12 protein-coding genes are annotated in these 13,336 nt (G+C 41.3%); all 12 read right to left on the bottom strand.

Features of this window, described 5'->3' with window-relative positions:
- A partial coding sequence (locus tag B9Y87_RS18675; protein WP_394334971.1) for a PVC-type heme-binding CxxCH protein occupies positions 1 to 605 on the bottom strand: 605 nt, incomplete at its 3' end.
- Positions 606 to 684: 79 nt separating this feature from the next.
- Positions 685 to 1,095, bottom strand: a complete 411-nt coding sequence (locus B9Y87_RS18670; protein WP_085500483.1) for a cupin domain-containing protein — start codon at positions 1,093 to 1,095, stop codon at positions 685 to 687.
- Between the two features lie 7 nt (positions 1,096 to 1,102).
- A complete protein-coding gene (locus B9Y87_RS18665; RefSeq protein WP_085500482.1) occupies positions 1,103 to 1,963 on the bottom strand; it encodes a phosphoenolpyruvate hydrolase family protein in 861 nt (286 codons plus the stop codon).
- 74 nt (positions 1,964 to 2,037) lie between these two features.
- Complete coding sequence (locus tag B9Y87_RS18660; protein ID WP_085500481.1) at positions 2,038 to 3,546, bottom strand: MFS transporter; 1,509 nt, start codon at positions 3,544 to 3,546, stop codon at positions 2,038 to 2,040.
- A gap of 54 nt (positions 3,547 to 3,600) precedes the next feature.
- The gene (locus B9Y87_RS18655) at positions 3,601 to 4,815 is read right to left on the bottom strand and encodes a Tm-1-like ATP-binding domain-containing protein (protein ID WP_245808750.1); all 1,215 of its coding nucleotides are present in this window, start codon (positions 4,813 to 4,815) and stop codon (positions 3,601 to 3,603) included.
- 46 nt (positions 4,816 to 4,861) lie between these two features.
- Positions 4,862 to 6,064 carry a glycerate kinase gene (locus B9Y87_RS18650; RefSeq protein WP_217807539.1) on the bottom strand — a complete coding sequence of 401 codons (1,203 nt, stop codon included), beginning with the start codon at positions 6,062 to 6,064 and terminating at the stop codon, positions 4,862 to 4,864.
- A gap of 1 nt (position 6,065) precedes the next feature.
- Positions 6,066 to 6,977, bottom strand: a complete 912-nt coding sequence (locus tag B9Y87_RS18645) for a glycoside hydrolase family 43 protein (protein ID WP_317045141.1) — start codon at positions 6,975 to 6,977, stop codon at positions 6,066 to 6,068.
- Between the two features lie 72 nt (positions 6,978 to 7,049).
- A complete protein-coding gene (locus B9Y87_RS18640) occupies positions 7,050 to 8,231 on the bottom strand; it encodes an aldose epimerase family protein (RefSeq protein ID WP_085500478.1) in 1,182 nt (393 codons plus the stop codon).
- A gap of 67 nt (positions 8,232 to 8,298) precedes the next feature.
- The gene (locus B9Y87_RS18635) at positions 8,299 to 9,372 is read right to left on the bottom strand and encodes a cellulase family glycosylhydrolase (protein ID WP_085500477.1); all 1,074 of its coding nucleotides are present in this window, start codon (positions 9,370 to 9,372) and stop codon (positions 8,299 to 8,301) included.
- A gap of 229 nt (positions 9,373 to 9,601) precedes the next feature.
- Positions 9,602 to 10,636, bottom strand: a complete 1,035-nt coding sequence (locus B9Y87_RS18630) for a glycoside hydrolase family 43 protein (protein WP_085500476.1) — start codon at positions 10,634 to 10,636, stop codon at positions 9,602 to 9,604.
- 91 nt (positions 10,637 to 10,727) lie between these two features.
- Positions 10,728 to 11,420, bottom strand: coding sequence for a DUF3823 domain-containing protein (locus tag B9Y87_RS18625; RefSeq protein WP_085500475.1), 693 nt, complete (start codon positions 11,418 to 11,420; stop codon positions 10,728 to 10,730).
- A gap of 20 nt (positions 11,421 to 11,440) precedes the next feature.
- Complete coding sequence (locus B9Y87_RS18620) at positions 11,441 to 13,330, bottom strand: RagB/SusD family nutrient uptake outer membrane protein (protein WP_085500474.1); 1,890 nt, start codon at positions 13,328 to 13,330, stop codon at positions 11,441 to 11,443.
- Positions 13,331 to 13,336: the final 6 nt, after the last annotated feature.

Here is a 13,336-nt window from a genome sequence, read left to right as displayed (position 1 = left end):
TGATTTTCAAACCCTGAATACCCAACGGAACCCCAGATCATGTTGTCCAGCCCATAGCGCAGGTTGGATGGCCCTGCATGGGTGTCCCAGGTTCCGAAACCATCGAACAGCACCGTGCTTTTGTCCATCTTGTCGTCCCCATCGGTGTCCTGCAAAAAGACCATATTGGGGGCTTGGGACACAATGGCCCCGCCTTTTACCAAGGTGATTCCCGTTGTAAGATTTTGCTCGGTGGCGTAATCCGTAAATTTATCTGCCCTGCCATCCCCATTGGTGTCCTCGCAAATAGTGATCCTATCACCGCCAACATCATTGGCCAGCCCGTGTGGATAGTCCTTGGACTGTACCACCCAAAGTCTGCCCCTTTCGTCCCAGGTAAAGGCTATTGGGTTGATGATATCGGGCTCGGCGGCATATAGCTCCGCCTTGAATCCTTCCGGGAGTTGGATATGCTTTTGGGAATCCTCCGGACTTAAAGGATCCTGGACCCTTGGGTTCTCTCCCGTATAGGTCAAAGGAGGGGGCGGTTCCTTTTCCCCTGAACAGCTGGATAAAAGTGCCATTCCACAAAATAGCAAAGTAAGATAAGCGGTTATATTTTTCATTTTTTAAATTTTAATTTAATTGTTCAGTAGGGTCATTTATGAAACAATGTTTTTTTAGATAAAAACAAATGACACCCTATTATATCCTAGGTCGATAGTCCGAATATGGGGTATTTTCGCTTACATCCACGGTGCCGGCTTCCCAGCCCTCTGGAGGTGACAGGATGGCCAAAAATTCCAATTCGCCTTCTCCGGCGTTAAAAGTGCCATGGGCAACATTGGCACCGATATAGACCGAGTCGCCCTCCTCCAAAATTTGCATCTCATCCTCTATCCATTGTTCGGCCGTGCCCTTGAGTACATAAAGAATTTCATGCATTTCGGGATGAACGTGAAAGTTGTGTCCGCCGCCTTCCGGCATCACTACCTTTACCATGTAGGAGTCGGCCTGTTTTATGATCTCGGGATGATAGTGCCAATGATGGTCCCGCCCGAAGGCCCTTTCGAACATTTGGTCCTTTTCCTTGACAAATTTCCAATTCCTTTCCATAATCGAGCTATAGGGTCAATGCCTTGAATTCCTTGGTCAAATTGGTCAAGGATTGTTCTACGCCCATTCTTTCCAAGGAAGATGCCCCCACAAAGCCGTGTAGGCCGTTGCAATGTTCCAATACGTATTTTACGTCGGCCGGGGTATTTATAGGTCCGCCGTGGGCCAATAAAAATGCATTCGGATTGGCCTTATTTACGGCATCCACAATTTTTTGTGTACGCTCCAACGCATCGTCCATGGAGGCGGTGGCACTGGTAACCCCAATGGATCCCCCTACGGTTGTTCCTACATGGGCAATAATGGCATCGGCACCCACATCGGCCATTTGTACGGCCTCTTCCGGTTTGCCCACATATACAATGGAAAACAGGTCCATTTTGGTGGCCAGATCCACCATATCCACTTCTTTTTGAAAACTCATCCCGGTTTCTTCAAGGACATTTCTAAAATGGCCATCGATAATGGAATGTGTTGGGAAGTTATTTACCCCTGAGAATCCCATATCCTTTACTTTTCCCAGAAAATGCCACATCCTTCTTCGTGGGTCGCTTCCGTGCACACCGCAGATAACGGGAATTTCCTCCACTACTGGCAAGACTTCGAACTCGCCGATCTCCATGGCCACGGCGTTGGCATCCCCATAGGCCATCATACCGGCAGTGGAACCGTGTCCGGACATTCTAAACCTGCCGGAGTTGTATATTATTATTAGATCCGCGCCACCTTTCTCTATGAATTTGGCACTGATCCCGGTTCCGGCACCGGCCGCAATAATGGCTTTTTTTTGATTTACCACTGCTTGTAATCTATCTCTAACTTCTTGTTTTGTGTAGGGGTTTCCTTTCCCTGTCCATGGATTCGGCATAATATTCTATTTTATTATTAAATTTTTTATTTAAGTTTCAATTTCTAAAATTTTAAATCTATTGTTTGGGAATCTTATATTTCGACTTGTTTATATCCTCCGCGCTTTTTAAAATATAGTATAAGGATTAGATAGCCCAGGGCCATCGTTAAGGGTATCAATGCCGTTATCACCAATGCTCTTCCAGCACCATAAAAACCAGCCTGTTCCACAGGCACCTTGTCAATATTAACCTTGGTCTGGGCATTGTCCCACCAGTTTTTCAAATTACTCAGATTGGCGTTGTCACTTAATCTTTTTCCAGTGCTTTCCCAACGTTCAATATCTGCCTTCAACTGCTCTCCATTATCCCTTAGGATTGCGACTTTACTACCGTCCAATCCTTTTATTGGGCTAAAGAACAAGAATCCATTTTCCTGTTCCGCCTTATAACGGTCATATGATTCAGTAGACTCCACCTTAATTTTGTTGGAAGCAAAGTAATCTTGCTTATATCCAATACCAGGTCCACCCAAGAGACCTGCAGACAACATTCCCACTCCACCGACAATACCCATAGTAACAGCACCTCCCCTTGGAAATCGTTCCCCGACAACACCGAGCATGGTGGGCCAAAAGAAAGTTTTCGCTATTCCGTAAATAGTTACGGCAAATACCATCACAAGTCCAGAAGTGGAGTTTCCTAGGATATACAGTCCTATTGCTCCGAGTATAGAACAGACAAAGAGCAATCCTAAAGGTGATATTCTATGGACTATAGGTCCCGCAAAAAATCTAAGTACGAACATTAGGGCCGATGTGTAAATGAACAACAAGACCCCTTTAGTTGGATTTTCCAGAATATTACCTGTTATATTCTGTATCCAACTATCAGTGCCCAATTCTACATAACCTACCAGCATCATCAAGATCAACAAAGAAATTAATAATGGGGAAGCCAGTTGACGAAACATCTCGCTAAAGCCAACTCCTGCTGCCCTTGCCTCCGAAATCGGAAATTTTTCCTTAAGTATTATAAAACCATAAATAAGCACGGGAATCAGAAAGAAGCTCATTAAAATCTCCCAAGAGACCAAGCTATGAAAGGCAATAGCCAATAAACCGCCTACAATCATTCCTCCTGGCCAACCAGCGTGTAATATATTCAAGTAGTGCGTTTTGTTTTTTGGAAATAGTGTTGCTACAAGTGGATTTACAACCGACTCGCATATACCATTCCCTACAGCAAAAAGGAAAGTGCCCCAGTATAGGCACCAGTAGGCAGCCTCCCGTCCCATGGTTTCAAAGACATATACAGTTGCCACAGTGACGACCAAGGACAGAAAATGCATTATAAAAGCTAAAACAAGTAATGGTTTGTAACCGACCTTATCGACAACCAGACTGAAAAGTATAATGATAACGCCAAAGCCTACAAAACCACCTCCGGTAATGGATCCCAATTCGGTCATGGTAAATCCGAACTGATTTCCCCAATCTACCAGTATGGCCCCACGCACGGCAAAACCGACTCCACCTGTTACGATAGTGAAAAAACTTGCCCATAATAGTCTATTTCTATTGACTTTTCTTATTTCCATCATTTTTTGACCTTAATATTGTTTAACTGTTTATGACCACATCAATTCCAGTGAATCTTAAATTATTTCCAACAGTGAATTAACTGCGTGTATGGCAAATTCTTCAGTGTTTATATTTGATTGAACTTCTACTATTTTAATATTTCTATTTATATGCTCTTTTATAGAATTAAACAATTCTAGATCTATGGCAGGATTGTAAAAAACCTCTCCCTCTCCGCCAATTTGTGAAAGACCTCCCATTGGGAGCAGTACAATTACTGGAGCCTTTGATACATTTAATTTTTCGGCAATAATTTTACCTAGAGTTCTATTCTCCTCTGCATTAGTTCGCATAAGGGTAACGTCCGGAGCCCAACTGTATAATTGTCGAACTTTAAATTTTTCAGGTACGGTGTCCAAAGGACCAAAATTTACCATATCCAAGCATCCGGGCACGACAACCTGCGGTATTCCCATGTCGGACGCTGCCGTCAAACGCTTTGGCCCTGCGCTACATATCCCTCCGCAAAGTTCATCGGCCAATTCGGTGGTAGTAATGTCCAATACAGCATCGAAACATCCATCCCTAGTTAATCCTTCCATAGTTCTACCTCCTACTCCAACGGAATGGAATGCCAATATCTCATATTTCTTTTCCTTGAGTATTTCGGTACATTTATCTGCACATATCGTGGTATTACCAAAAACACTTATTGCTATAGATCGGTTCGGTCTTATATCGGACTGTACGGAGGCTTGCATCATTCCGACAATCGCAGACGCTCCCTGCCGCATTATTACTTTACTTATACTATTTAGTCCTGCAACATCTACAATTGAAGGCATTAATAATATGTCCTTGCTTCCTATATGTGTGGACAAATCTTTCGTTGCCAATGTGCTGATACATAATTTTGGAAAACCAAATGGCAAAGCCTGCATGGCTTTAATAGCTATGAAGGTTCCACCGCCTCCGCCCATACCTATAATGGCATTCACTTTATTTTGGACAAAGAGATCTTCAATTATGGTAGCTGCACCATTTCCCATTACTTCAATAGCATTCCCACGATCATTTATGTCACGTATACCTGTTAGTGTTGTGCTAGCTTTCAAGGCCACTATTTCAGCCTCAATATGTACAGGAAACAGATTGGTCGAGCCCATAATGCCAGTGTTTATTGTGATAACATTGACACCTAGTTGTACTAGACAGGTGTATAAGTATCCGAAATCTTCCCCTTTGGTATCAAAGCACCCCACCATTACAATATTTCCTGCTGAGGACAACCGATTAATTTTTGTTACATTCATTTCTGTCACTTGCAAGTATGGCTTAAGAATTGTTGAAACATTTTATGGTGGCCATTATATTTCTAGCTGTATCCTGAATAAGCTTTGGAGCTTCTTCAATTGCTTGATCCAATTTCATAGGTCGATTAACAATAGAATACACGGCATTGACGCCCATGTCATATATATCCTCAATATCCTCACCAATTTTACCAGTAATGACAATTACTGGAACTTGGTGTTTTTTGGCCATTAACGCAATTCCGGATATCGTTTTGCCTTGTAATGTTTGCCCGTCTATCTTGCCCTCACCTGTAAATAATAAATTTGCCTCTTTTAATCGCTCTTCAACTCTTAAAGTTTTCAATATTAATTCGATACCGTTTACGGGCCGTCCTTTTAAAAATGCCATTAATCCAGCCCCGGTCCCTCCTGCAGCTCCCGCACCTGGCATATCAGAGACATCCAGATCAAGGGTGGATTTAATTATTCTGGCATAATGGGCAAGATTGCTATCCAGTATTTTCAAATCTTGTTGATTTCCTCCTTTTTGATATCCGTAAACGAATGAAGCACCATTGATACCTGTTAGCGGACTGGAGACATCGCAGGCAACGATTACTTCACATTTCTCGATTCTTTTGTCAAAATCTGATAGATCAATTGTGAAAAGTTCATTTAAATTACCACCTCCATCATTAATCTCATCTCCAGCTTCATTTAAAAACTTTGCTCCCAATGCCCTAACCATACCTGCACCTCCATCATTGGTTGCACTTCCTCCAATACCAATAATGATCTTTTCACAACCTTGATCCAAGGCTTCCCTAATAAGCTGACCTGTACCAAAGGTTGTTGTTATTAAAGGATTTTTTTCATGTTCGGTTAATAATTCTATACCAGAGGCCTGCGCCATCTCTATTACTGCAGTTGTATTATCGTTTAAAATCCCGTATTCAGCTTTTATTTGTCGCATCAGAGGATCCATTACAAGAACAGATAGTCTTTTACCACCTGTGCCATTCAGAATGGCTTCGAGCACACCTTCCCCTCCATCAGAAATCGGAATTTCTTGGATTTCTGCATTGGGCATTACCATTCTGATCCCTAAAGCAATATTAGCCGCCACTTCCTTGGCAGTTAGACATTCCTTAAAAGAATCTGTAGCGACCACAATATTCATATTACATGGGTCTGGCATCTGTTGAACATTATTTTTACCGGTGTTATTGATTTGCAAATTCATTTTATTGACTCTTCAAAAACCTGAACTTGTTCTTGTTTATTTTTAAGTAATCCGACTTTGAGGAATCCTGTACAAATTGGATATTTACCATCGCTGTTCTTCTTGGTTGAACCATAGCATCGTCAAAATGAGTATGCAAAACATACTGTAGGTTCCCTTGGGTATCTGTAAATACGTCTCCATGTCCGGGGCCGTTCTCACCTAATTCACCCTTGTGGATTATTGGGTTTTTATCTGATTTTTTCCAAGGCCCCATTGGGCTATCACTAACGGCATAACCAACGGCATAGTCAGGGTTTCTGAAATCATTTGCAGAATAGATCAGGTAGTATAGTCCTTTGTATTTTAATACTGTAGGGCCTTCAGTTACCGGCCAATCCGTATTTTGTGTATTTTCCCATTCGCGTTCCCCAACAATACATTCCCTCAGGGTTTCTGGTTTAATTGCCATAAGATCTTCCTGCAATTCAGCTACATATATTCTATTACCTTTTGTAAGCCGTACATGGTATAAGTATTTTTTACCGTCATCATCAAAAAATACAAATGGGTCGATTTGTTTCACAGGAGCTTTGAGATCCTCCTTTGTAGCGTTTATAAAAGGACCCAAAGGATTATTACTGGTAGCCATTGCGATACGTTCATTTGCAGTATAGGCCATATAAAATTTATCGTTATACTCAAAAACCTGGGGCGCCCAGAATCCTATTTCCCCAAAAGCATCACCTTTTTGCAAGGCCAAGCCGTTCTTGGCTCCATTTGGTCCCGACCACTCTGATAAATCCTTGGAAGTGTAAACCAAAAAACCTTTATCCTTACCCATTTTGGGATCGCCAGTAGTGCCATACAAATAATAAGTATCGTCATAATAAAAGATAGTAGGATCTGCCAAATAGATTTGACTGGAATCCATATCCATATACTTTTGGGCATTAGCTCCCCAAAAAACAATTGAAACTAAAATTATACAGAATGCTCTCAAAACTTATTTAACGCTAAATTGATAAACTGAAACAGTATGGTAAACGTCCCCTGGACGAAGAGTAATCGAAGGAAAATCAGGTTGGTTGGGAGAATCTGGGTAATGCTGCGTTTCCAGACAAAAGGCCGTCCTATAATCGTCTTTGGCGCCGGATTTTAGTGTATTTGCCGAAGCCATAAAATTGCCGCAGTAAAATTGTACTCCAGGCTCCTGGGTATATACATCCATCACAATGCCAGATTTATCCCCTATAACGGTAGCGGCATGGTTCATGCCATATGATTTGGTTCCATTTAATACAAAATTATGGTCATAACCCCCGCCGTATGCCAATTGTTGATCCTCCTGCTCAATATATTCACCAATAGCATGCGCTTCGATAAAATCAAAAGGTGTTCCCTGGACGTCTTTCAATTCCCCTGTAGGAATCAATCCTTGATCCACAGGTGTAAATTGATCTGCATTAAGTTGTAAGGAATGGTTAAGGATACTTCCACTTCCTTCTCCATTGAGATTGAAATAGGTATGATTGGTCAAATTTACCACTGTGGCTTTATCTGTAGTGGCTTCATATTCCATTCTAACAGCCTTGGTATCCGTTAGCGAGTAAGTTACTTTTACTGTTAAATTCCCAGGAAACCCCTCCTCCATATCAGGGGAAGTATATCTCAGGATCAGGGTTTTGGCATCAGGTTGTTCGGCTTCCCAAACCTTATCCTGAAATCCGTTCTCCCCACCATGAAGGGCATTTTCATTATTGTTCGGTAACACAGAATATTCGGTGCCATCCAAAGAAAATTTACCTTTTGCAATCCTATTTCCTACTCGACCTATCGTAGCTCCAAAGTAGGTTTCGGCAGAATCCACGTAGTCCTTAATGTTGGAATAACCTATGGAAACATCAACATAATTGCCATTTTGATCTGGAGCCAAAAGAGTAACTATTCTACCCCCATAATTGGTAATGGCCATTTTCAAATCCTTGCTTTCCAACCAATAGAGCTTTACGGCCCTTCCATCAATGATGGTGTCAAAATTGTTTTGTTGCAAAGTACTTTCCATCGGTGTTTGCATATTTGTACCGGCCGTTTCTGAAATTATTTCTTTTTTATTGGCATTCTTGCAGGCCGACATTGCCATTATAGCAAACACAACTAAGATCTGACTACATTTTATTCTCCTCATTTGTTTAGTTTTTATATAAATTACTTACTTATACAATGGCCGTATTCGACTCACAATCTGTACCAATTTATTTATTTGCCACCTCATTCAATTTCTTTATCAAATCCGCCTCATCCTGTCGGTAAGGAGTTCCATCCTTTCTAAAAACTTCATGAAACCATTCGATTGGTTCCCCTCCGTCCTCGATCGGTGTATTCCAGGCATATTTTGTATTGGATCTTCCTGCTACCAATCCCCAGTTGATGGCGCCGATATTTTCTCTATGTAAAATGGGTAAAATATTAGAGAAGCGGCTATTATTGGTCCGTGCCATATATTCTGTGCAGACCATTGGCCTTCCATGGGATTTTAAAAGGTTGATTACATGCTGATGGTGTTTTTCATCCTCATAATTGTGATAGGTCAATATATCAGAATTCAAAGCCTGGAAAGCGTTGAGTTCTTGAAAGTCCCACGCCCATAAACCCGCAGTTAAGGGCTGATTAGGATTAATTTCCCTAGCCCATATGAATACGCTCTTTAGCAGCGGCATTGAACTGGTTAGTTTTCCCGTATTTCCCGGCTCGTTGTAAAGATCCCACATGACAATCCGATCATCATTGCCAAAGGTTTTGAGGATATCCTTGACATAAACCTCAAGAGCTGGGAAATTTTCCTTTTCTTTTGATGCCGGGTCACCGGGATCCTGCACCCATCCAGAATTATGGGTTCCCGGAACAGGGTCTGGCTGTTTTCCGATTTTAGGAGTCTTGCCCCATACATCATCAAAAAAAACAAAAATTGTTTTGATACCGTGATTACTCGCTATTTTCAAATAGGTATCCATACGCTGCTTAAACCCCGTAGGGTCTGCCTTGTATGCCAAGCTATGAAGATACACTCTCATGGTGTTGAACCCGATGCCTTCTGCAAAGCCCAATTCCTTATCTATTGTTTTTGCGTCGAAGGTACTCGCTTGCCACATTTCCAATTGATTAATGGCAGTACTTGGATTAAAATTGGCACCGGTCATCCACTTTTGTTGTGAGTACCATTCCTTGGCCTTTTCAATAGGCCATTTATTCTTAGTTAAAACATCTTCCTGTGAAATACCTGTATAAGATATAATTAGTGCGGAAACTATAAGTATTGTTTTTTTCATCTGCTTTTTTTTGATTTAATTGTTTCCCCAGTTGCTATCGGGAGAAATTACTTTTTTGAATAGAGTTGGATAAGGACTCATGTCTCCTCCTCATATATGCTTTTGCAAAAAGAAATTAACTATCGAGTTGTCCAATTAATTTGATAAAATTACCGGGCCTTATGGAGAGACCCGATAATTTAAGAAACTAACTCAACTCAAACATTCTTTGTTTTAGGTTAATGGATCGCTAACTTGGTATTTCAAGAATTACATTCTCGGGCAATGGTGGTCCCAGATACGGCATTCCACTTGTATCCCAATACAATCTTTGCATTCTTGGTGAGCGAAACCTACCGCAACCTTGACCCGGTTTGGAATTGGCATGGTACAGAATCCAATCCTGTTTGCCATCTGGGGACTTGAAAAATGAATTATGTCCCGGGGCATAAACTCCATTTTGTGGAGCCTGGGTAAAAATTGGTTCCTCCGATTTAGTCCAAAGAGAAGCATCCAGTAGATCATCACTTCCATTAAATGATAATAATCCAAGACTATAGTTATCGGTCCAGCAACCGCTTGCCGAAAAAACGATAAAAATGCGCCCCTTATGTTCTAAAAATTGTGGTCCTTCATTTACATTGACATGGGGAAGATCAGGATCATCCAAATCCCCATGTTTTTCCCAATCAAATGTTGGGGAAGAAATTCTTACCCTGTCCCCATCTATCTCCAATGGGTTTTTCATCTTGGCAATATAAATATCCTGTTGGCCGTTGGTGTCACCTTCCCATCCAGACCATATCATATATAGTTGCCCTTTATGGAAGAATACATTCCCATCAATTGCCCACTTATCAGTTTTGGCCGCAATTTTGCCTTTAAACTCCCATTTTCCTTTGAATGGGTCTTTTGAAGTATTTTGCAAGGCATACATTCGATGTGTTTTGTTATCACCGTCATCCGCTGCAAAATATATATACCAGTTGTTGTTTATAAAATGAACTTCCGGAGCCCAAATATCCTTGGAGTAATCCCTTCCTTCCGGTGGTGTCCATACCGTTACACTTTCAGCCTTGTCGAGGACCGCTAAATTTTTGGTTTTCCATAGTACCAAACGGTTCTGTAAGGTATTTGTATAGTAATAATATCCATTGTAATAGGTACTATATGGATCGGCCCCAGAGGGCAATATTGGATTGGTAAATGTTTTGTCTTGTGAAAACACCGAAATAGTGAAGAGAAGAAAAAACAATAATATGTATGTTATTTTAGGTGTTCCCATCTAGGTATTCTTTTATCCCTATCATTAGCGGAATATTGTTCTATTTGAACCCTCGGAAATTTTTGATCCCCGAGGGATTCATTTATTAAATTTAAAATTCTATTTTCTGAACTTGAGTGTAAATCATGTCTTCAATCCCAGCGATTTTAACACCAATACGGGCAAAAATGTAATTTTGATCCGGTTTCTTTGGATCACTGGGTATTTCTACGGACATATTGATATTGTCTAGATCGGAAAGGTCTGCCGCATCTACCTGTGCAAGACTTCCTTCACCTCCACTATTGGCATCAACAAATAGCGTCCTGTTGATAATCAATGTTACCCTTTCCACCGTTTTGGCATCTGCACCAGTAATGATTTGCTCCACCGCGCAACTAGCGTTTACGGATCCAGCTGTATATGAGAACTGGGAATTCCTGATCATGTGATATGGAGTTACCTCAATGTCCATAGCCTTATCCCCAGTCAATTCAAAAAATATAGTATCTGTAGGAGTTCTGAATGGACCCTGTCCGGGTACAAACGAGAGTTTGTATTCTCCCGTAAATAACCTACTACTGTAACTACCATCTTGAGCAATGGCAACGTCTATAGGTGCCGTAAGTGCATAGCCAGGTTGCCACAATTGAAACCTTACTTGGTTCCTTGCAACAGGAATGGCCTCACCGTTATAGACAATATTTCCGGAGAACATTGCATTTGGTTCATCAAAATTATCTAGTGAACAAGAAGTCACCAATAATAATGCGCTGAATATGAATATATAAAATTTAGCTTTCATTTTTATTTGTTTAAAATTGATTATTGATTTGGGTTTCTAACCAATTTAGGGTTGTTATTGATTAAATCCTGTCCTATTTCGGAGTAATAGTTCCCAAATTGAAATCTGTCAGCACCTGTGATTCTGGAAAGTCTCAAAATTTTGTAAAGATACTTACCATCATTAGGGTCACCAGGGTTATGATATTTATACGGCCAGATACTGTAAGGCTGGGTTTCTCTTTTCGTTGCTTCACCTATATTCTGGGTAACTTCAGCTTCGCTGATAGGATTTCCATCCAGTACGATATGTGCCAGCCTCCATCTTTTTAAATCAAAGAAATGAAGCCCTTCAAATGCCAATTCTACATATCGCTCATGCGCAATTCGGTCAAAATCGACATCGCCACCGGTTAATGGTGTAGTAATACCGGCTCTGGCTCGGACCTGGTTTAAATATCCTGCGGCAACATCTGGTTGTCCAAGTTCAAAAGCGGCTTCGGCAGCATTTAATAGAACTTCTCCAAATCTATATCGAATAAACCACACATCGCTTTGGGTCCCTCGTCTGCCAGATCCCGTATTTGGGTCCTGATATTTACGAATATAAAAACCTGATTGTGCAGTAAATTCCAACCCATCTATAGGACCGTCAAATCCAACCACCTGAACTTGTTCCGTGCCTCCAGGAAGCGTTTTTTCCTGTCCTCTAGAATCCCCACTTACTATGGATCCATCAGCCAGTACTATACCGGCCCATATATCGACTGGTTTAGATTTAAAAGTGGTGCCCGGTAAAATTACTGTTCCGGCCAAACGGGCATCCCTACCTTGGAATATATCGCCAATATTATCATAGTAAACTGGGTTACCACCCACTTCGTTTGCCAAGGGGGCATAAGTACCATCCAATAATTCAAAGGATTGAACGAATTGTAGACTAGGATTTATCCGACCACCTTCTTCTTCCTCTGCTCCAAAACGAGGTTGGTTCCAACCGGTAAAATAATGAGTTTTTCCACCACCAACTTTATAGTCTTCTACAAAAATAGCTTCGGGATTGTTGGCTTTATCATAAAACAAAGCCTCAAAATTCTCAGAAAGATTAGGCTTGGAGTTGTATAGAGCGTAAGCGCCGGCACTTCCACTTATAATGGCTTGGGCAGCTGTAAGTGCCTTGGTATAATAGCCTTCTGCCATTGAAGCTGGGATTCCAACCTCGTTTCCAGGTAGTGAAACCTGAGGGGTTGTTGCCCCATATTTAGCTATGGATGCTGCATAAAGCGCGGCTCTTGTTTCCATTGCCAAGGCTGCTCCCTTGGTAGCCCTTGACTTAGAATCTGCATCGGTTGGCAATATATCCTTTATAGCTTCAGCTTCACTTATTACGAAATCATAAATGGCGGCTTCTGTTTCCCTAGGGTGCTGTAAGTAGGATGCATCGCCACTAAAATCATAGGTTTCCGATTCCAATATTAAAGGAACTCCTCCCATGCGTTTAACCATTTCAAAATAATAAGAGGCACGCAAAAATCTTGCTTCAGCCAAAAAACGCGTTTTAAGGGAAGCCTCTAATTCAGTAGCTTCCTCACATCTTTCCAAGAATAGATTTATTTCACGGATGTATCCGTAATTCCAAATACCCCAGCTTCCAAATCCCCATCCATCATTTTGAAATGCAGGATAGCGGCCTGCCTCAGACCAATAGGCTATATTGAAATCTGCCAGAGAAGCCCAATCATCCAATCTTCCAAAATCTTCATATCTATTGTAAAGATCTCCCAAAACCGAGAGTACGGCACTCGGATCTGTAAAAATTTGCTCTTGGGTCAATATAGACGAGGGCGGTCGATCCAAAAACTCCTCATCGTTCTTTGAACAGCCTAAGGCCAAGAATAAGGCTAATAGTATTGTAAATATATATTTTTTCATTGCGTA

The sequence above is a fragment of the Arenibacter troitsensis genome (assembly GCF_900177645.1).
In the GTDB taxonomy this organism is placed as follows: domain Bacteria; phylum Bacteroidota; class Bacteroidia; order Flavobacteriales; family Flavobacteriaceae; genus Arenibacter; species Arenibacter troitsensis.
The sequence above is the reverse complement of the archived record's forward strand: the minus strand, read 5'-3'. Positions and strand labels throughout refer to the sequence as shown.

What these genes read in the sequence shown, in the direction of transcription:
- B9Y87_RS18660 (WP_085500481.1), bottom strand. Translation starts at nt 3,546, where the DNA reads ATGATGGAAATAAGAAAAGTCAATAGAAATAGACTATTATGGGCAAGT.
- B9Y87_RS18650 (WP_217807539.1), bottom strand. Translation starts at nt 6,064, where the DNA reads ATGAATTTGCAAATCAATAACACCGGTAAAAATAATGTTCAACAGATG.
- B9Y87_RS18645 (WP_317045141.1), bottom strand. Translation starts at nt 6,977, where the DNA reads ATGGATTCCAGTCAAATCTATTTGGCAGATCCTACTATCTTTTATTAT.
- B9Y87_RS18630 (WP_085500476.1), bottom strand. Translation starts at nt 10,636, where the DNA reads ATGGGAACACCTAAAATAACATACATATTATTGTTTTTTCTTCTCTTC.
- B9Y87_RS18640 (WP_085500478.1), bottom strand. Translation starts at nt 8,231, where the DNA reads ATGAGGAGAATAAAATGTAGTCAGATCTTAGTTGTGTTTGCTATAATG.
- B9Y87_RS18665 (WP_085500482.1), bottom strand. Translation starts at nt 1,963, where the DNA reads ATGCCGAATCCATGGACAGGGAAAGGAAACCCCTACACAAAACAAGAA.
- B9Y87_RS18620 (WP_085500474.1), bottom strand. Translation starts at nt 13,330, where the DNA reads ATGAAAAAATATATATTTACAATACTATTAGCCTTATTCTTGGCCTTA.
- B9Y87_RS18635 (WP_085500477.1), bottom strand. Translation starts at nt 9,372, where the DNA reads ATGAAAAAAACAATACTTATAGTTTCCGCACTAATTATATCTTATACA.
- B9Y87_RS18670 (WP_085500483.1), bottom strand. Translation starts at nt 1,095, where the DNA reads ATGGAAAGGAATTGGAAATTTGTCAAGGAAAAGGACCAAATGTTCGAA.
- B9Y87_RS18625 (WP_085500475.1), bottom strand. Translation starts at nt 11,420, where the DNA reads ATGAAAGCTAAATTTTATATATTCATATTCAGCGCATTATTATTGGTG.